This is a genomic window from Streptomyces sp. SID12488, assembly GCF_010548275.1.
Lineage (GTDB): Bacteria > Actinomycetota > Actinomycetes > Streptomycetales > Streptomycetaceae > Streptomyces.
On sequence record NZ_JAAGLT010000025.1, the window covers coordinates 101523 to 120375 of the forward strand.

The window sequence follows — 18853 nt, forward strand, 5'->3', positions numbered from 1 at the left end:
CCGATGCGCTTCCGCCACCCCGACGGCTCCACCGTCCACCTCGCCTACTGCACCAACGTCCACCCCGCCGAAACCCTCGACGGTGTCCTCGCCCAACTCCGCGACCACTGCGAACCCGTACGCCGACGCCTCGGCCGTGACCGGCTGGGCATCGGACTGTGGCTGGCCAGAGACGCCGCACACGCCCTGGTCACCGACCCCTCCGCCCTGCGCGGCCTGCGCACCGAACTCGACCGGCGCGGCCTCGAAGTCGTCACCCTCAACGGCTTCCCCTACGAGGGTTTCGGCGCCGAGAAGGTCAAGTACCGCGTCTACAAGCCGGACTGGGCCGACCCCGAGCGCCTCGCCCACACCACCGACCTGGCCCGGGTCCTCGCCGGTCTTCTCCCCGACGACGTCACCGAAGGCAGCGTCTCCACCCTGCCGATCGCCTGGCGCACCGCCCACGACACCGAGCGCGCGGCCACTGCCCTGACCGCCCTGGGCACTCTCGCGGAGCGCCTCGACGCCCTCGCCGAACTCACCGGCCGCTCCATCCGCGTCGGACTGGAACCGGAACCCGGCTGCACCGTCGAGACCACCGCCGACACCATCGCCCCGCTCACCGCGATCGGCCACCACCGCATCGGCGTCTGCGTCGACACCTGCCACCTCGCCACCTCCTTCGAAGATCCGCACACCGCCCTGGACGCGCTCACGCGGGCCCGCGTTCCTGTCGTCAAGTCCCAGCTCTCCGCCGCCCTGCACGCCGAACACCCCCACCTCCCCGAAGTCCGCGAAGCACTCGCCGCCTTCGACGAACCCCGCTTCCTGCACCAGACCCGCACGGCCACCGCCGCCGGACTGCGTGGCACGGACGACCTCGGCGAAGCCCTCCACAGCGACGCCCTGCCCGACGCCTGCCCATGGCGCGCCCACTTCCACGTCCCGCTCCACGCGGCCCCCGCCGCACCTCTCGCCTCCACGCTCCCCGTACTCAAGTCCGCGCTGACCCGCCTCGTCGGCGGCCCGCACCCCCTCACCCGGCATCTGGAGGTCGAGACCTACACCTGGCAGGCACTCCCACCCGAGCTGCGGCCCCGCACCCGCGCCCAGCTCGCCGACGGCATCGCCGCCGAACTCACCCTCGCCCGCGACCTGTTGAGCGACCTGGGCCTGAAGGAGCTGCCATGAGCCCCCGCCCCGCAGGCGAAGCCGGCGTGGAACAACTCCTCGACGACGAGGGCAGGAAGACCCACCGCCTCGAGACCATCCGCGCTCCGGCGAACTCGGCGCCGTGGCGGAGCCGGACGCCTGGTTCACGTACTACTGCTGGCTCGACGACGCACACGCACCCGACTTCGCACAGCTCGTCGAGATCCACCGCAGACCCGGATACGACCCGGTCGAACTCTTCATGGATCCGCACGACCCGTTGGTCAAGGTCAAGGCGGCCACCGTGCCGGCCCGCAAGAAGCTCGCCCTGCGTTACCGCATGGCGGTCGTCCCCCAGGATCCCTCGCCTGTTCGCGGCAGCCACGGCCGCCCTCCGGCGAGCGACGACGACGGTCCGCTCCTCATCTGCTCCACCCCCCGTGCCGTCGACGGCCGCATCGCGGCCACCGATGTGAAGTCGCTCCTTCTCCAACTGACCGGTCACTCCTGACTGGTCACAAGTGAAGCACTCACCACTGACAACGCCTTCCCCATCGAGGAGTTCCACATGACCCGCACACCCCGCCCGACCGGCAGCAGCAAGGCGCACGACCCCGAACTCGCCCACCGCCTCAGCCGAAGAGGCATGCTCGGCGTGGCCGCCGGAGCCACCGCCGCCGCTCTCCTCGGCGCCGCCTCCCCGGCCACGGCGGCCACCTCCGCACAGACCGCCACCGCGGGCCGGGGCCGTCCCGTCCTGCCGCCCGGCCGGCTCGGCATCCAGCTGTACAGCCTGCGCGACAAGGTCTCCACGCTGGGCTTCGCCCCCGTGTTCGCCGAGCTGAAGAAATACGGCTACGACGAGGTCGAGTTCGCCGGATACACCCAGGGCTCCGCGGGCCCCATCACCCTCGCCCAGCTCAAGCGACTGGCGCGCGATCACGGCCTCAACCCGATCGGCAGCCACGTCGGCTACTACGCCGACGACCCGAACGCGTACACCTTCGCGCAGAACCTCGACAAGGTCCTCGACGACGCCCAGGCCCTCGGTCTCAAGCACATCGGCACCGCCTCCGGCCCGTTCCGCTACGGCTCCACCGTCGACGCCTGGAAGCGGGCAGCGGAGGAGTTCAACACGTACGGCGCGGCGGCCAGGGCACGCGGCATGAAGTTCTACCAGCACAACCACTCCGAGGAGTTCTCCTTCGCCACCGACAACCCGAAGGTCCGGCTCTACGACGTGCTGCTCGCCGAGACCGACCCCAAGCTCGTGTACCTGGAGATGGACATCTTCTGGGCGTACTCGGGCCAGTTCCGCTTCTCGAAGCGGCCCGACGGCACACCGGCGCCCTTCGAGCCCCTCGACTACGTCCTCAGGCAGCCCGACCGCTACCCGCTCTTCCATGTCAAGGACGGCGTGAGCGACCCGGGCAACCAGTACGGCTACCGCATGACCGACGTCGGTGACGGCGACATCGACTACCAGCGGTTCATCTCCGGCGTCACCCGACTGCACGGCCACCGCCTCGCCCACCACTGGCAGGCCGAGCACGACAACCCGGCCGAGTCCTTCACCTTCGCGCGCCGCTCCAGCGAGCACCTCCACTCACTGCGCGAGAAGTGCTGACGGCCCGCGTATATGTGAGGAGGCCCTCCCGGAACGGCGAATCCCGGGAGGGCCTCCTCACGCGCGCGTGCCGCGAGGGCGGAGGACCCGTACGCCGTGTTGCCTCATGGCCGCGAGGTGCGGTCCACGGGCGACGAGTTGGACGTCGGCGCCTGCTTGGTGCAGGGCGGCGCCGACATAGGGGCCGATGGCTCCGGTGCCGGGATGGCGACTCACACTGGGTGGCGCTCCGTTCGGTCGAGGGTGTACTGCGGAACTGTCGAAAACCGTCGGCGAAATATTGCCTACAGGATGCAGATGCTGGCGGCAAGGGCTTGTGGCGCCGCCCGGACGGCCGCCCGGACGGCCACCCGGGCCGCGTGAGCTCAGGATTCCGGGAGTTTGTGCGCCGTAGACTGTAGGCGAAAGCCAATTCACACTGGGCTCACAGGTGGCGACGGTGCTGCAGAGGAGGGGCTGTGATGTTGTCGACGACAGGACTGCCGCAGGGCGCGGTGCCCAAGCTCGAACGCCCCGGTCCATTGCGCGACCGTGTCTACGAGGCACTGCTCGAACTGATCACCACCCGCGCCCTGCAGCCCGGGCAGCATCTCGTCGAGAGCGAACTCGCCGGCCATCTCGGAGTCTCCCGGCAGCCGGTTCGCGAGGCGCTGCAGCGGCTCAACACGGACGGGTGGGTCGATCTGCGGCCCGCGCAGGGCGCCTTCGTGCACGAGCCGACGGAGGCGGAGGCGGACCAACTCCTCACCGTCCGCACGCTGTTGGAGGCGGAGGCAGCCCGTCTCGCCGCGGCCAACGCGGGCGCCCCGGCCATCGCCGTGCTCGAGGAGCTGTGCACGGAGGGCGAGCGCGCGGTCGCCGCCGACGACGTGGACGCCGCGGTCGCCATGAACGCCCGGCTCCACGCGAAGATCATGGAGTTGGCCGGAAACACGGTCCTCGCCGAACTGGCGGCGCAGGTCGACCGTCGGGTCCGCTGGTACTACACGCCGGTCGCCCGGCAGCGCGGACAGCAGTCCTGGATCGAGCACCGCGAGCTGATCGCGGCGATAGCGGACCGCGACGAGCGGCGCGCGACCGAGATCATGCGGGCCCACACGGAACACACGCGGAAGATGTACCACCAGCGGGAGAAGTAGCCGCTGCGCACCCACCCCCCACCCCGTAGCCGTCCGGTCGCTCGGCTCGAGAGATATGCAGGTGAAAGCCAGTCCGAAAGCTTGGTATTGTTGGTCATGTCGCCGCCGGGAAACACCTCCGAGCTGCGGCAGACACCTGGTCCGGGTGGCGGAATGGCAGACGCGCTAGCTTGAGGTGCTAGTGCCCTTTATCGGGCGTGGGGGTTCAAGTCCCCCCTCGGACACACTGTGGGACCTTTGCGAGTTGCCGGTTGAGCCTTGGGGCTCGCCGGTAATTCTGCGTTTAGGGGGCTCTCAGGCTTCCGCTGTCGGCGGGGCACCGAACCCGCCGTACCTCGTGGCCCCTTCTCTGGTAGGACCGACCCCATGGGGATTGAGCGGTTCATCGGTGTTGACCTCGCCTGGGCGGTGGGTGGAACTCGTGCCAGAACCAATGAGACGGGGGTCGCCGCCGTCGACCGGCTCGGCATGGTGATCGACTGCGGCTGGACCCGTGGGATCGAAGAGACTCTGTCGTGGCTTGCCGGGATGGCCGTCGACGGATCGACCCTGGTCTTCGTCGACGCACCGCTGATCGTTGACAACCCGCAGGGTCAGCGACCGTGCGAGCGGGAGGTCGGTCGGCGGTACGGCCGGTGGAAGGTCAGCGCGAACAGCACCAACCAGAGCTCTCCCCGGCAGGCCGGAGTGCTCTTGCGTGGACGGCTGGAGGAGCTGGGCTGGACTTACGACGACGGCAGGGACGGACCGCCGACGGGCGGACTGGTCGTGTCGGAGTGCTATCCGTACACGACGTTGGTCGGAGCCGCCGAACTCGGCTACGACCAGGAGCGCCCCACGTACAAGCGCCGGCCCGCGAGAGTGCCGACGGCACAGTGGAGATCGGTCCGTGCGGCTGCGTGCGACGAGTTGATCGCACGCATGGCGGGTCTGGCCACCGCTGATCCACCTCTCCTGCTCTCCTCCCACCCGCTCTCCCGTCAACTCCTCGACGAGCCCACACCGCAACGGGCCGCCGAGTACAAGCATCGGGAAGACCTGATCGACGCACTGCTCTGTGCGTGGACGGCGGCACTTTGGGGAGGGCGCGGATTCGCGCGCTGCCAGGTACTGGGACCTGATGACGGCCTCGTCCCGCGTGGATCTGCTCCTACCATCATCGCGCCTGCCCGTCCCGAGCAGCGGCGTGATCACTAGTGCCTGCTGCGAAAGTAGATCTTGGCCGTGCATGACGATGAGCCGTGGAGTGTGGTGGTCTGACGAATGGCCAGTGAGCCCCGACCGACGCTGCTGCTGCCGCAGGGCAAGGAGCCGGGCCGTCCGCAGGTGTGGACTCGCCTGGTTCAAGTCCAGGTACGGCGGTACCCAGGGGGACGACTGCGTTGAGGTCGCCTGGCAGAACATGTCATCTGTGTAAGGGACTTCAAGGGCCTGACGCACCCTCACCTCGTGGTCGGCCGTGACGGCTGGACCTCGTTCGTGCGGTACGCCTCGCATGGCTGAGCCCGATCGGGCGGGCCCAGCCGTGCGGCGGGTGGCTCAGTCCCGCAAGCGGTCGATCTGGCGCAATTTGTTCGTCGCGTCCAGAGCCGCCACCTTGTAGGACTCCGCGAGCGTCGGGTAGTTGAAGACCGCGTTGACGAGATAGTCGACCGTGCCGCCGCAACCCATCACGGACTGGCCGATGTGGATCAACTCGGTCGCTCCCGTGCCGAAGCAGTGGACGCCGAGGAGTTTGCGGGTCTCCGGGCAGACCAGCAGCTTGAGCATGCCGTGGGAGTCGCCGATGATCTGGCCCCGGGCCAGTTCGCGGTAGCGGGAGACACCCACCTCGAACGGGATGCTCTCCTCGGTGAGTTGGTCCTCGGTTCGGCCGATGAAACTGATCTCGGGGATGGTGTAGATACCGATGGGCTGGAGGTTGTGCATCCCGTCGACCGGTTCGCCGCACGCGTGGTACGCCGCCGCCCTGCCTTGTTCCATCGAGGTGGCGGCGAGGGCCGGGAAGCCGATGACGTCGCCGACGGCGTAGATGTGCGGCACCTCGGTGCGGTAGTGCTCGTCGACCGTGATCCGGCCGCGCCGGTCGGCGGACAACCCGGCTTTGTCCAGGTCGAGTTCGTCGGTGAGGCCCTGGCGGCCCGCCGAGTACATCACCGCGTCCGCGGGGATCTTCTTGCCGCTCTCGAGGACGGTGAGGGTGCCTCGGGCGTGGCGTTCCACCGCCGCGACCGTCTCCCCGAAGCGGAAGGTGACGGCCAGGTCCCGCAGGTGGTACTTCAGCGACTCGATCACCTCGACGTCGCACATGTCGAGCATCCCGGCCCGCTTCTCGACCACGGTGATCTTGCTGCCCAGGGCGGCGAACATGGAGGCGTACTCCATGCCGATCACCCCGGCCCCGACGATGACCATGGAACGCGGCACACCTTCGAGGTTGAGCACGTTGTCGGAGTCCATGATCGTGCGTTCGTCGAACTCGACGGTGTCCGGGCGGGCCGGCCGGGTCCCGGTGGCGATGACGATGTGCTCGGCGCTCAACAGCTTTTCGTTGCCGTTGACTTCGTGCACGGCGACGGTGTGGTCGTCGACGAAGCTGCCGGTGCCGGCGAACAGGGAGACGTGGTTGCGGGAGAGCTGGCTGCGGATGACGTCGACCTCGCGACTGACCACGTGCTCGGTGCGCGCGGTCAGGTCGGCGACGGTGATGTCCTCCTTGAGACGGTAGCTCTGGCCGTACAGATCGCGCTGGGTGAGGCCGGTGAGGTAGAGAACCGCCTCGCGCAGTGTCTTGGAGGGGATGGTGCCGGTGTGGATGGAGACCCCACCGACCATGTCGGGGCGGTCGATGACGGCGACGCGGCGGCCGAGCTTGGCCGCCGCGATGGCAGCCTTCTGGCCGCCGGGGCCGGATCCTATGACAAGCATGTCGAAGTCGGGCACCCTGGTGAGTCTGTCAGCCCGAGGCCGCCGCCCGAAAGGGTGAACGGGCAACAGTTGATGTCATCACCGCCGGTCCGGACCCCGATTCTCCCGGGCGACTGTCCCGCGCCTCGGCTCAGGAAGGCTGCGGAGTGAGGCGTTCGAGGCCCTTTCGGTCGTAGTAGCGGGCCATCGCGAAGCCGAAGAGGAGCGCGAGCGCCGCACCTACCGCGATCATGATCCAGGCGCGGGTCAGGCCGGCGTCGCCGCGGGCGTCGAAGTAGAGGATCGCGCGTGCCCCGTCGCCGAGTTGGCGCATGGGCTCGAACACGGACAGGAAGCGGTAGAAGTCCGGGACCGCCTGGAGCGGGACCGTGGCCCCGGACGAGGGCAGACCCAGGACGATGAACACGAACATCGACACGAGCTGCCCGATGCCGCCGAACGCCGCGTTGATGGCCTGGACGCCGAGGCCGACCGCGAGGGTGGCGCAGTACGAGTACAGCCACAGCAGGGGCAGGTGATCGGCGTCCATGTCGAGGATGCCGACGGTGGCGACCATGATCAGGGAGACGCTCAGGAGTGTGATCCCGGCGGTCATGCCCATCTTGAGCAGCAGGGTCTGGGTGCGGGTGATGGGCACGGTGGGGCGGCGCGTGTGCCAGGGGCCGATCTCGTTGTCGGCGTAGCCGAGGGAGGTGTCCACTCCGTTGCTGATGACGTTGGCGCCCAGGAACCCGGCCAGCACGAGCAGCAGCGTGTAGTAGAAGGTGCTGAGGCCGAGGCCGCTGTTGGTACCGATGGGGTGGCCGACCTGAGGAGTGACCGCGACCGGGTCGGCCAGCAGCAGCTTCGTCGTGGCGCTCGCACCCTTCGCGCTCGCCGTCAACTGCTCGCCGATGGTCTGGGACGCCTGGTGGGCGGCGGCCGTGGTGATCTGACTGGCGAGGGAGGAGCCGAGGCTGCCTTTGCCGGGGTTGGTCAGCACGGTCAGCGCCGGCCGGGCGGTGGCGCTCGTGCCGGTCAGCGCGCCGACCGAGGCGGTGAAGCCGTCGGGTACGACCAGCGCGCCGTAGAGCTTGCCCGAGTCCAGCTCGTCCTGGGCCCGGGCGAGGCTCAGTTCACGCCACTCGGCCTTGTCGCCGCCGGAGGTGTCGGTCGTGATCGCCTGGACGATCTGCGCACCCAGGTTCTCCTTCTGCCCGGGCAGTGGCGTGCCCCGGTCCGCGTTGACGATGCCGATGGGCAGGTCGTGCAGGTCGCGGTTGGGGCTCACGATGCCGCCCATGTAGAGCAGCGACAGCAGCAGTGCCAGCAGCCCGGTCAGGACGGTGGGCAGCAGCCACAGCTTGGGCCGGCCCAACAGGGCGGTGGCACGCGCCTGAACGCCGGTGGTGGGGGAGGGGGAAGGGGCGGGAGCGGGGGACGGGGATTCGGACGTGCTGTCCTCGGTAGCCATGGTTCTCCGGTGGCTCTGGAGCGGTTCAGGACCGTGCGGGGGGAACGGTCGTCGTAGCGGCGTGGGACCGGCAGGTTGCCGCCTGCCGGCCCAGGATCGTGCGTACGGCGGCACAGCCGCGTCAGCGACTCGCCGAGCCGGAGACTACGTCCCCCGGGTGAACACCGATCGTGGTGGGGTCCCGGCGCGGAGGGCCGGTGCCGGCAGCCGTTCACGTCGGCTGTGAGCAGCCGGACGAGCCGGGCGGCGAGGTGTCCAGCTCGGGGGGCGGGCCCATGGCGTCGCCGACCGTCAGGTCGCCGACCACCAAGCCGACCACCAAGGGGACCGCGCGTGCGTGTTCGCGCGGCGTGAGCCGCGTTCGCCCGTCACCGCAGTCCGGAACCGGCCGGGCAGGACATCGTCCACGACTCCGTGCGTGATGCCCGGCGCCCCGCGCGGGACCCACGCCGCCAAGACTGCCATCGGCCGGGCTGTCAGCACCCGCACGCACGGCACGCGGCGCCGTCTGATGCCGTGACCCTGAGGGCGGCCGGTTCACATGGCGTCGAGATAGTCCCGCAGCACCTGGGAGCGGGACGGGTGGCGGAGCTTCGACATCGTCTTGGACTCGATCTGGCGGATCCGTTCGCGCGTCACGCCGTACACCTGGCCGATCTCCTCCAGGGTTCTGGTCCGGCCGCCGGACAGGCCGTAGCGCAGGGAGATGATGCCGGCCTCCCGGGGGGACATCTCCGCGAGGATGGACTGGATGGTCTCCTGGAGCAGCAGGAAGGTGACCATCTCCATGGGGGTGACGCTGTCCCGGTCCTCGATCAGGTCGCCGAGCTCGCCGTCACCGTCCTCGCCGAGGGCGGTGTGCAGCGAGACGGGCTCCCTGGTGTAGGCGCTGAGTTCCGGCAGCCGCTCCACGGGGACACCCGCCTTCTCCGCCAGTTCCTCGGGCGTGGGTTCCGTCCCGAAGTCCTGGATCAGCTCGCGGCGGGTGCGGGCCACCCGGTTGATGACCTCCACCAGATGCACGGGGATACGGATGGTCCGGCCCTGGTCCGCCAGCGCGCGCGAGATCGCCTGCCGGATCCACCAGGTCGCGTACGTCGAGAACTTGAAGCCCTTCGCGTAGTCGAACTTCTCGACGGCCCGGATCAGGCCCGTGTTGCCCTCCTGGACCAGGTCCAGGAACAGCAGTCCGCGGCCCGTGTAGCGCTTGGCGACGGACACGACCAGGCGGAGGTTGGCCTCGATGAGGTGGGACTTGGCGCGTTCACCGTCCGCGGTGAGGATCTCCAACTCCCGTTTGAGCACGGGGTCCCCGGGTGGGTCTTCCAGCAGTTTGTGCTCGGCGTACAGCCCGGCCTCGATCCGTTTCGCGAGGTCGACCTCCTGCTCGGCGCCGAGGAGCCGGACCCGGGCGATGAGCCGGAGGTAGTCCCGCACCTGGTCGACCGACCCTCCCCCGGTGGCAAGCCGGGGCAGGGGAGCATCGCTCTCGTCCTCGGTGGCCGGGTCGAACACATCGGTCACCTCGGTATCGGTCGCCATCGTGCTCACTTCCTCTCCAGGAGTGCACGCAGGAACGTCCCTGTAGGAGAACGAGGCACCGCCGCCACGTGTTCCGGAGTCTCCTGGGCAATCACCAGGCCACCGACGGTCCCGCCCTCCGGGCTGATATAGATCACCCGTTCGACCCTAGGATACAGGGGGCCGTGGGGTTTCCGAATCGTTATCGAATTCGGGAGGGCGGGAATTCGGATACCCGGATGTACGTGGATGCACACGGAAATGCGGCATTGTCAATTCCCCGGGGAATCTCCATTTCCCCTTCCTGTTCCTCACTCCGGGGAATTGCCGTCGGGCGCGCCGGCCCGGTGGGTCAGCAGTCGCGGAACTCCGGCGACTGGTTGAGGACCTGCGAGCGTGGCGAGGTGAAGCGGGCGTAGGTGGGGCCGCTCTGCGCGCCGGGGTGGAAGGCCGCGACCCGGTGGCAGTTCTGGAAGGCGAGCGCGATGCCGAAGTGCCGCTCCAGGCTCCCCCGGATCGCGTCGCTGGCCAGCGCCCGCAGCAGCTGACCGCGCTCCTTCTCGGAGGCCGGCGGGGTCTGGTTGTCGGCGAACTCGGCGGTGCCGCCCCGGAGCTCGGCGGCGAGGCCGGCGATGAGGCCGTAGGCGTACGGAAGCGAGGTGCGGACGGTTTCGACGAAGTCGTCCTCACGGATGTCACCCTGCTCGGCTTCGGCGAGGAGCTTGGGGGAGACGTCGAGCGACATGTATGGGTGTCCTGTTCTTTTTCTGTTTCTCTGGTTTTCTTGCGTTCTCGCGGGTGGCGAGTACGGGGTGCGACAGAGGTGGGATCAGGTGAGAGCGGCAGGCCCGTGCACGAACTCCGGATCCACCTGCTCGGCCAGGTCCAGGCCCGTCGCCCGGTCCGCCCACGCGCGGGCGTTGCGCAGATGGAACTCGACGGCGTGCCGCTGGAAGGTGGCCCAGTCCTTGGGCCGGGCGTCGACCGCGTCCCGGAGCTGGTTCAGCGCGTGCAGGTTCTGCGGTTCCAGCACGCCCTGGTCGCGGCCCTGTTCGGCGGCGCGCACCCAACTGGACTGGACAAGGTGGGTGAGCAGGTCGTCGCCGGTCTCCTCCTTGAGGAAGAGCAGGTCGTCCTCGCCGGTGACCTTGTTGCCGATCACCGCGAGCGGAATCCCGAACTCCCGGGCGTGGTCGCGGTACTGGCGGTAGACGGAGACGCCCTTGCGGGTCGGTTCGGCGACCAGGAACGTCATGTCGAACCGGGTGAACAGCCCGGAGGCGAACGCGTCCGCGCCGGCGGTCATGTCGACGACGACGTACTCGCCGGGGCCGTCGACGAGATGGTTGAGGTACAGCTCCACCGCGCCCAGCTTGGAGTGGTAGCAGGCCACGCCCAGGTCGCTCTCCTCGAAGGCACCGGTCGCCATCAGCGGTACGCCGCCCACGCGTTCGACGTGCCGGGAGTGGATCTCGTCGTCGCCGAGCGGGCGCAGCAGCCGTGAGCCCCGGCCGGCCGGGGTCGTCTTGACCATGGCCTCGCGCGACTCGATGCGCGGGTTGGTGCCGCGCAGATAGTCCTTGATGTCGCCGAGGCGGGAGCTGAGCGGTGGCGCGGTGAACGCCTCGCCGCCGACCGGGTCGAGCGCCTCGGCCAGGTGCTGGTTGATGTCGCCGTCGATGGCGACCACGGGCGCGCCGGAGCGTGCGAGATGACGGGAGAAGAGTGCGGACAGCGTGGTCTTGCCGCTGCCGCCCTTGCCGACGAAAGCGACGCGCATCAGTGGGCCGCTCCTCGTTCTTCAGTGGCCGGCTCCGTGCCGACCGTTTTGAAAATGAATGTCATGTGGCAAGTTTTTATGCGGCCTCCGGGACTCTGTCAAATCGCCTCGCCCTCAACTGGGCTGCGAATGTGTGGAGTTGGTGCCCGCTTGTTCGATCAACCTAAATGCATATGATATGCAGGTGCATAAATACTGCATCAGGACGGCGACCCCCGGCGACCTCGACGGCGCGCGGGCGGTCATGCTCGACACCGTCTACCGCGACTTCGAAACGGGCTATGTGCCGCGCTGGCACGGTGACATCGTCGACCCGGCGTCCGCCTATCTCGCGCCCGCCCGTCACACCCTCCTGGTCGCGGTCGACGAACGCGACGCGAGCATCGCGGCCACTGCCGCCCTCGACTCGCGCGGCCCGCTCCATCCGCCGAACCCGCGCCATCTCGCCGAGCGCTATCCCTCGGGCGCCACCGCGCAGTTGCGTCGGGTGTACGTCCGTCCCGAGCACCGCAGGCGCGGGCTGGCCCGGCGACCCGTGGACGAACTGCTGGCCTTCGCGGCGGCCGACGGCGGCTATCGCGCCGTGTATCTGCACACGGACCCGTCGGTGGCCGGTGCCGAGGGGTTCTGGCGGTCGCTGGGGAAGGTCGTGCACGACGAGCGCGAGGACGCGTGCGGCGGGCAGGGTGTCGTGCACTTCGAGGTTCCACTGGCGCGGTGACCACCGCGCCAGTGGCAGTCGGCGGTGGTCGGCGGTGGTCGGCTCGGGCTGGCTATTGGAAATGATTATCAGCTAGGCTCCCGTTTCTGTACGGCCGACCCGTCCCTGTACGGCTCCTCCGTGCTGCCCACCCCTGTGTGAAACCCCCTGTGTAGACCCCTTACGGAACCGAGGACCATGCGCACCCCCCGCCGTCGCCGACTGCTCGTCGGACTGCTGCTCTCCCCGCTGCTCACCGGCTGCTTCGCCGCCGGCGGCGACGACAGCGACTCGTCGTCCGGCTCCGCCTCCGACTCCGGTTCCCGGCTGCGGGTCGCGCTCGCCTTCCCGCCCGCCGAGAACCTCTCGCCGTACGGTGCCGACGCCACCCTCCTCAGCCGGCTCGGCGTCACCGAGGGCCTGACCGCCCTGGACGCCAACGGCTCCGCCGCTCCCGCGCTCGCCGAGTCCTGGACCCGCAAGGACGCCCGCACCTGGCTGTTCACCCTGCGCGAGGCGACCTTCCAGGACGGCACCGACGTCACCGCGCCCACCGTCGCCGCCGCCCTCGCCCGCGCCACCCAGGCCGAGCCCGAGCCCGCCGCCCTCACCGGCGTGACCCTCACGGCGAAAGCCGCCGGTGAAGGACGTATATCCGTCACCACCGCCGAACCCGACCCCGTGCTCCCGCTGCGCCTGTCCAGTCCCGGCCTCGCCGTGCTCGGGCCCAAGGCGTTCGCGAAGAAGGGCGCCGTCGACCCGGTCGGGACCGCCACCGGACCCTTCGAGCTGACGAAGACCACCGGCTCCACCGCCGCCACCCTCGACCGCTTCGACGACTACTGGGGCGGACGCGCCCAGGCCGCCGGGATCGACGCGAGGTTCATCGCCGACGGCACCGCCCGCGCCAACGCCCTGCGCACCGGCCAGGTCGACATCGCGGAGGCGATTCCCGTCGCCCAGGCCGCCTCCCTGGACAAGGCGACCCGCCGCGAGACCGCCACGGCCCGCACCACCTCCCTGCACCTCAACACCAGGTCCGGCGTGTTCGAGGACGCGAGGCTGCGGGCCGCCGCCCGCGCCGCCGTGGACACCTCCGCGCTCGCCGACGGTGTCTACGAAGGCCACGCCGACGCCGGTCAGGGCATCTACGGCCCTGCGCTCACCTGGGCCGAGGGCAAGCGCGTCCAGCCCACCGGACGCGCGAAGGCGGCAGCGTCCAAGGGCGCGTCCGTCACCCTCGCCACGTACGACAATCGGCCCGAACTCCCGGAAGCTGCCCAGGTGTTGAAGCAGCAGCTGGAGAAGGCGGGGTTCAGGGTGAAGCTGGAGGTGCGGGAGTACTCGCGCCTCGAAAGCGACGCGCTCGGCGGCAAGTTCGACGCCGTCGTCGCCGCCCGCAACACCATGCTAGACACCGGCGACCCCGTCTCCGTCCTCGCCGGCGACTACACCTGCGACGGCGGCAACAACCTCTCCCTGCTCTGCGACAGGAAGGTCGACCAGGCCGTCGCCGAGGCCGAGGGCATCGAGGACACCGCCGAGCGCCAGGACGCGGCCATGGCGGCCGAGGCGCTGATCCTCGGCGACGACGCCGTCGTCCCCCTGGTCCACCAGCGGATCATCACCGGCGTCGACGCCGGCGTACAGGGAGTGCTCCTCGATCCGTACGAGCGCACGCTGGTCGGTACCGGAACGCGGCGCTGACCCGTGCGAGGTCGTGTGGGCACGCTCCTGTGGCGTGCCCTGCTCGCCGCGCTCCTCGTGTGCGGGATCGGTCTGCTGCCCTGGCTGACCCGCACCGACCCGGCGTTCACCGTGCTCAAGGCGCGGTCGGCAGAGCGCGAGGCCACCCCGGCCGTGCTCGCCGACATCCGTGACCAACTCGGTCTCGACGCCGGTCCGTTGCGGCTGCTCGGGGACTGGCTCGGCGGGCTGCCGCGCGGCGACGCCGGGCGGTCCTGGATCTCCGGGGCCGAGGTCATGCCCGATGTTCTGCAGGCGCTCGGCGCCTCGCTGCTGCTGATGGCCGTGGCGCTGACCATCGCCATCCTCGTCGCCGCTCTGGTGTGCGCGCGGACGTTGTGCGGCGGTGGGCGGCGGCGCGGTGGTGGCAGCGGGTCGGCGATGGTCGCCGCGCTGCCCGAGTTCCTCACCGCGTCCGTGCTGGCCACCGTCGTCGGCGTCCAGCTCGGCTGGCTGCCCGCCCTCGGCTGGTACGGACTCCAGTGGACGATCCTGCCCGGCCTCGCCATCGGTCTGCCCGCCGGTGCGCTGCTCGGACGCCTCCTCGACGATCTGCTGCCCGGCGCCTTCGCCGAGCACTGGGCACTGGCCGCCGCCGCACGCGGTATCCCGGCCCGGCGCATCGCGGCCCAGGCCGTCCGGCGTTGTCTGCCCGCACTGCTCCCCAACGCCGGGCTGTTCGTCGTCGGGCTCACCGGCGGCTCGGTCGCCGTCGAGCAGATCTTCGACATCCCCGGGCTCGGCCGCACCGCCCTCCAGGCCGCCATCGCGCAGGACCTGCCCGTCCTCCAGGCGAGCACCCTCGCCCTCGTCCTGCTCGCCGCCCTCGCGGCGGGCGCGACCAGGGTCACGGCCCGGCTGCTCATCGGCCCCGCCCTGCGCGACGGCGGCCTCTCCTCCCTGCACCGGCCCGCACCCCCCGCCCGCCGCACCCCGCCCCTGCTGTACGCCGGGGTGCTGTTCGGCGTCGTCGCCCTCGGCCTGCCGCGCGATCCCCTCGCGCTTGACACCCGCGCCCGGCTCCAACCCCCTTCCTGGACACACCCGTTCGGCACGGATGCCCTCGGCCGCGACGTCCTCGCCCGCGTCGGGCACGGCGCCCTCGACACGCTGCTGCTCGCCTCCGCGATCAGCGCCGCCGCCCTCCTGGCCGGGCTGGTGCTCGGGCTGGTGCCCCGGCTGTCCGGACCGCTCGTCGACACCGTCAACGCGATACCGCCCGTACTCGCCGCGCTGCTGGTCACCGCGGTCGTGGGCAGTGGCGGGGCCACCCCCGCGCTCGCCGTGACCGTCGTCGCCTGGGCGCCGCTGGCCGCGCACACCGCCGCCCTGCTGCGCCAGGAACGGGCCACCCTCCATGTCACGGCCACCCAGGGTCTGGGCGCCGGACGCTGGTACGTCCTGCGCCATGAACTCCTGCCCGCCGCGCTGCCCCCGGTCACCCGGCACGCCCTGCTGCGGCTGCCCAGTGTCGCGCTCGCCCTGGCCGCCCTCGGCTTCCTCGGCCTCGGCGCCCAACCGCCGTCCCCGGAATGGGGGTTGCTCCTCGCCGAGAACCAGCCGTACGCCGAACGCGCCCCCTGGGCGGTCCTCGCCCCCGCCGCCGTACTCGCCCTGCTCGGCGCCCTGGCCGTCACCGCCACGGGCCTCACGGTCCGGCGACCCAGGAAGGCGCTGCGAACGACCCAACCACGCCCGGGGGCATGGGAGTTGGCCTTCCGGTGACCATCCCCTCGACTGTCGGCCTGCAGGGCGAGGCACCCGCCCGGACTCGACTCTCACCGCTGCTACGGCTGCTGATCCTGACCCAACTCGCCTTCAACGTGGGCTTCTTCGCCGTTCTGCCTTTCCTCTCCGAGCACTTGGGGCAGGCGATCGGTATGGCGGGGTGGCTCGTCGGGTTCGTCCTCGGGCTGCGCACCTTCAGCCAGCAGGGCCTGTTCGTGGTGGGCGGCGCGCTCGCCGACCGGTACGGGATCCGGCCGGTGGTGCTCGTGGGCTGTGCCCTGCGCATCGCCGGCTTCGCCTGGCTCGGCTACGCCGACTCGACCGCGACCGTCATCGGCGCCGTCCTCCTCATCGGCTTCGCCGCCGCGCTGTTCTCGCCCGCCGTCGAGTCCGAGGTGGCCCGGCAGGCGGTGGCCTGGGAGGAGCAGGGCAACGGTTCGCGGACCCGGGTCCTCGCGCTGTTCACCGTCGCCGGACAGGCGGGCGCCTTCGTCGGGCCGCTCCTCGGCGGGCTGCTGCTGTCCGTCGACTTCCGGGTGGTGTGCCTCGCGGGCGCCGGAATCTTCGTTCTCGTCCTCGCCGGGCACGCCCGGCTGCTCCCGCAGCACATACCCGGCCGGGAGCGCATACGCGTGAAAGGGGGCGTGCGCACACTGCTGCGCAACCGTCGGTTTCTCGCACTCTGCTCGGCCTACGGGGCCTATCTGCTCGCGTACAACCAGCTTTATCTGGCGCTCCCCGCCGAGGTGGAGCGCGCGACCGGCTCCCAGACCGCGCTGGCCTGGCTGTTCGCCCTGTCCTCGCTGCTCGTCGTGACCGCCCAACTGCCGGTCACCCGCTGGGTCGGCGAGCGGCTCGCCCTGCGCCGCTCGATGGTCGCCGGGATGCTGCTGATCTCCGCCGGGTTCACGGGGGTGGCCCTGGCCAGGCCCGCAGGGTGGACCGGCACGGCCGGGCTGCTGCCCGCGGCCGGCTTCGTCGTACTGCTCACCTTCGGCCAGATGCTGGTCGCCCCCGTGGCCCGCGCGTGGGTGCCCGACCTCGCCGAAGAGGGGCGGCTCGGCCTCTACACCGGCGCCCTTTCCTCGGTTTCCGGCCTGATCGTGCTGCTCGGCAGCTCGCTGACCGGCACCCTTCTCGACACCGGACTGCCTGCGGCCGTCCCCTGGCTGGTACTGGCCGCCGTACCTCTCGGGGCGATAGCGGTGCTGCCGCGCCGGGCCTGAAGCGTGGCCGGGGGAGCACCCCAGGGGGCCGGGTGGCACAGCCGTGGGGCACGCCGAATTGGTAGCGTCACACCACTCGCGCCGACAGGTACGGGTGAGCGTCGACCAGCACCACCGAGCAGCACCACCGAGCACGACCAAGCACCACGACCATGCACAACGACCACTGATACGCGTACGCGCTTTCGTACAGGGGGGCCCATGGCCACGATTCGCAGGGCAGTCATTCCCGCCGCCGGACTGGGGTCCCGGCTGCTGCCGCTCACCAAGGCGACACCGAAGGAGATGCTGCCCGTCGGTGACAAACCCGTCATCGAACACACCGTCCGGGAGCTCGTGGCATCCGGCATCACCGACATCACCATCGTGGTGTCCGGCGGGAAGGGCCTGATCCAGGACCACTTCCGCCCCAACCCCGCCCTGGTCGACCAGTTGCGCGCCGACGGCAAGGCCGCCTACGCCGACGCCGTCGAGGAGGTCGGCGAGCTGTCCCGGCTCGGCCACATCACCTACCTCGACCAGCACGGTCCGTACGGCAACGGCACCCCGGTCCTCAACGCCGCCCGCAACTTCGGCGACGAGCCGATGCTCGTGCTGTGGCCCGACGATGTGTTCGTCGCCGAGGTACCGCGTGCCCAGCAGCTGATCAAGGCGTACGAGGCGACCAACTCCCCGGTCCTCGCCCTGATGCCGATGGACCCGGGCGACTCGCAGCGCTACGGCGTCCCCGTCGTCAAGGAGGACCTCGACGACGGTCTGCTCCGCATCACCGGCCTGGTCGAGAAGCCGCGCCCGCAGGACGCGCCCTCCTCGTACGCGGCCATCGGCGGCTACGTCATCACGCCCGGCATCATCGACGAACTCCGCGACCAGACCAAGCGCTGGTACGACCATCGCACCGGTGAGGTCTATCTCACGGACGCCATCAACGCCTACGCCGCCAGCCGGGCCGTCTACGGCCAGGTGATCCACGGCCGCTGGTACGACACGGGCAACCCGCTCGCCTACCTCACCGCCCAGTTCGCGGCGGCGCTCAACGACCCGGAGTACGGGCCGCACCTGCGCCGCCTGGCGAAGGAACTGGAGGGCGAGGAGACCGGCGGGGCCGAGTGACCCCGGGTCCCTTCCTGGGGGCTCCGCCCCCAGACCCCCGGTCGCGCTGAACGCGCTCGTCCTCAAACTCCCCCAGAGGGGGTACCCCCGGACGGGCTGGAAGGCGCCGGAGTCGGCCGTGGGAGGATCCCCACACAATGAGCGCTTCCCCGGCGGTACGGAGTCTGCGCGCCGCGGTGTTCGCCGCGGTGTGCGTGCTGCTGGCCGTCGCGGCGCACGGTCTCGGGACCGGCGGTACGCCGTCGGCGGAAGTAGGCGGCGTCGGGTTCGCGGCGGTGTTCGCCGCCGGGTGGCTGCTCGGCGGCCGGGAGCGGTCGCTGCCCGGGATCGGTGCCTTGATGCTGGTCACCCAGACGGGGCTGCATGCGGGGTTCGGGGCGGTGCGCGGCCGGGCCGTGGCGCACGCGCATCATTCCGGGATGCGGATGCCCCACGCCCATCTGCACGCCATGAGCGCCCACGCGGTCTCCGCGCACGTCGTCGCCGCTCTGGCCGCCTCCTGGTGCCTGCGGCGGGGCGAGGCGGCGTTGTGGTCGCTGCTGCGCTGGGCGGTCGCTTTCGTACCCGGCCTCGTCGCCTGGTGGCGGGACGCGCCCGTCGGGCTGCCCCGCACGGCTCCGGGGCGGGTGTCGTCGCTGGTGGCCGGGGTGCGCCGGCTTCTCCTGCGGTACGCGGTGAGCGGTCGAGGGCCGCCGACAGGGATTCCGTACACGCCCTGAAGGTCCCCGACACCAGTCACCAGTACGAAAGTACGGAGT

The 18853-nt window shown here is 70.5% G+C and carries 15 protein-coding genes, 1 tRNA gene and 3 pseudogenes; 13 read left to right on the plus strand and 6 right to left on the minus strand.

Annotated elements, in window-relative coordinates; all coding sequences use genetic code 11:
• Nucleotides 1–3: 3 nt before the first annotated feature.
• The 3 genes and pseudogenes from eboE (at nucleotide 4) to G3I56_RS30960 (ending at nucleotide 2761) form a co-directional block, all read left to right on the plus strand.
• Complete coding sequence (gene eboE / locus G3I56_RS30950) at nucleotides 4–1173, plus strand: metabolite traffic protein EboE (RefSeq protein WP_164414731.1); 1170 nt, start codon at nucleotides 4–6, stop codon at nucleotides 1171–1173.
• Nucleotides 1174–1196: 23 nt separating this feature from the next.
• Nucleotides 1197–1645, plus strand: a pseudogene (locus tag G3I56_RS30955) (alkaline phosphatase family protein); the annotation flags it as partial.
• 57 nt (nucleotides 1646–1702) lie between these two features.
• Nucleotides 1703–2761 carry a sugar phosphate isomerase/epimerase gene (locus G3I56_RS30960; RefSeq protein WP_164414733.1) on the plus strand — a complete coding sequence of 353 codons (1059 nt, stop codon included), beginning with the start codon at nucleotides 1703–1705 and terminating at the stop codon, nucleotides 2759–2761.
• Nucleotides 2762–2830: 69 nt separating this feature from the next.
• Here G3I56_RS30960 and G3I56_RS44205 read toward each other — a convergent pair.
• Nucleotides 2831–2977: pseudogene (locus G3I56_RS44205) on the minus strand (2-dehydropantoate 2-reductase N-terminal domain-containing protein); the annotation flags it as partial.
• Between the two features lie 245 nt (nucleotides 2978–3222).
• Here G3I56_RS44205 and G3I56_RS30970 point away from each other — a divergent pair.
• The 4 genes and pseudogenes from G3I56_RS30970 (at nucleotide 3223) to G3I56_RS44210 (ending at nucleotide 5403) form a co-directional block, all read left to right on the plus strand.
• The gene (locus G3I56_RS30970) at nucleotides 3223–3900 is read left to right on the plus strand and encodes a GntR family transcriptional regulator (RefSeq protein ID WP_203691031.1); all 678 of its coding nucleotides are present in this window, start codon (nucleotides 3223–3225) and stop codon (nucleotides 3898–3900) included.
• Between the two features lie 139 nt (nucleotides 3901–4039).
• A tRNA-Leu gene (locus G3I56_RS30975) sits at nucleotides 4040–4124 on the plus strand.
• 142 nt (nucleotides 4125–4266) lie between these two features.
• Entirely contained in the window at nucleotides 4267–5097 is an 831-nt protein-coding gene (locus G3I56_RS30980; protein WP_164414735.1) for a DUF429 domain-containing protein, read from the plus strand.
• A 73-nt stretch (nucleotides 5098–5170) separates the two neighbouring features.
• A pseudogene (locus tag G3I56_RS44210) lies at nucleotides 5171–5403 on the plus strand (DUF397 domain-containing protein).
• A 36-nt stretch (nucleotides 5404–5439) separates the two neighbouring features.
• Here G3I56_RS44210 and sthA read toward each other — a convergent pair.
• The 5 genes from sthA to G3I56_RS31010 all read right to left on the minus strand — a co-directional run bounded on the left by sthA (nucleotide 5440) and on the right by G3I56_RS31010 (nucleotide 11582).
• Nucleotides 5440–6843, minus strand: coding sequence for a Si-specific NAD(P)(+) transhydrogenase (gene sthA / locus G3I56_RS30990; RefSeq protein ID WP_164414737.1), 1404 nt, complete (start codon nucleotides 6841–6843; stop codon nucleotides 5440–5442).
• Nucleotides 6844–6958: 115 nt separating this feature from the next.
• Nucleotides 6959–8281 (minus strand): DUF3533 domain-containing protein, encoded by a 1323-nt coding sequence (locus G3I56_RS30995; protein ID WP_164414739.1) that lies wholly within the window; start codon nucleotides 8279–8281, stop codon nucleotides 6959–6961.
• Between the two features lie 537 nt (nucleotides 8282–8818).
• Nucleotides 8819–9823, minus strand: a complete 1005-nt coding sequence (locus G3I56_RS31000) for an RNA polymerase sigma factor (RefSeq protein ID WP_164414741.1) — start codon at nucleotides 9821–9823, stop codon at nucleotides 8819–8821.
• Nucleotides 9824–10154: 331 nt separating this feature from the next.
• Nucleotides 10155–10547, minus strand: a complete 393-nt coding sequence (locus tag G3I56_RS31005) for an SCO5389 family protein (protein WP_164414743.1) — start codon at nucleotides 10545–10547, stop codon at nucleotides 10155–10157.
• A gap of 84 nt (nucleotides 10548–10631) precedes the next feature.
• On the minus strand, nucleotides 10632–11582 hold the full coding sequence (locus G3I56_RS31010) for an ATP-binding protein (protein ID WP_164414745.1): 951 nt from the start codon (nucleotides 11580–11582) through the stop codon (nucleotides 10632–10634).
• A gap of 178 nt (nucleotides 11583–11760) precedes the next feature.
• On the opposite strand from G3I56_RS31010, the gene G3I56_RS31015 reads away from it, so the two are divergent.
• The 6 genes from G3I56_RS31015 to G3I56_RS31040 all read left to right on the plus strand — a co-directional run bounded on the left by G3I56_RS31015 (nucleotide 11761) and on the right by G3I56_RS31040 (nucleotide 18814).
• Entirely contained in the window at nucleotides 11761–12303 is a 543-nt protein-coding gene (locus G3I56_RS31015) for a GNAT family N-acetyltransferase (RefSeq protein ID WP_164414747.1), read from the plus strand.
• Nucleotides 12304–12480: 177 nt separating this feature from the next.
• On the plus strand, nucleotides 12481–13989 hold the full coding sequence (locus G3I56_RS31020; RefSeq protein ID WP_164414749.1) for an ABC transporter substrate-binding protein: 1509 nt from the start codon (nucleotides 12481–12483) through the stop codon (nucleotides 13987–13989).
• A 3-nt stretch (nucleotides 13990–13992) separates the two neighbouring features.
• Nucleotides 13993–15753 carry an ABC transporter permease subunit gene (locus G3I56_RS31025; protein ID WP_164414751.1) on the plus strand — a complete coding sequence of 587 codons (1761 nt, stop codon included), beginning with the start codon at nucleotides 13993–13995 and terminating at the stop codon, nucleotides 15751–15753.
• A gap of 2 nt (nucleotides 15754–15755) precedes the next feature.
• On the plus strand, nucleotides 15756–16982 hold the full coding sequence (locus G3I56_RS31030; RefSeq protein ID WP_343240101.1) for an MFS transporter: 1227 nt from the start codon (nucleotides 15756–15758) through the stop codon (nucleotides 16980–16982).
• Between the two features lie 201 nt (nucleotides 16983–17183).
• Nucleotides 17184–18095: a UTP--glucose-1-phosphate uridylyltransferase gene (locus tag G3I56_RS31035; RefSeq protein ID WP_164414753.1), complete on the plus strand. Its 912-nt coding sequence runs from the start codon at nucleotides 17184–17186 to the stop codon at nucleotides 18093–18095.
• Between the two features lie 137 nt (nucleotides 18096–18232).
• Nucleotides 18233–18814 carry a hypothetical protein gene (locus G3I56_RS31040; RefSeq protein WP_164414755.1) on the plus strand — a complete coding sequence of 194 codons (582 nt, stop codon included), beginning with the start codon at nucleotides 18233–18235 and terminating at the stop codon, nucleotides 18812–18814.
• The last annotated feature ends 39 nt before the right edge of the window (nucleotides 18815–18853 follow it).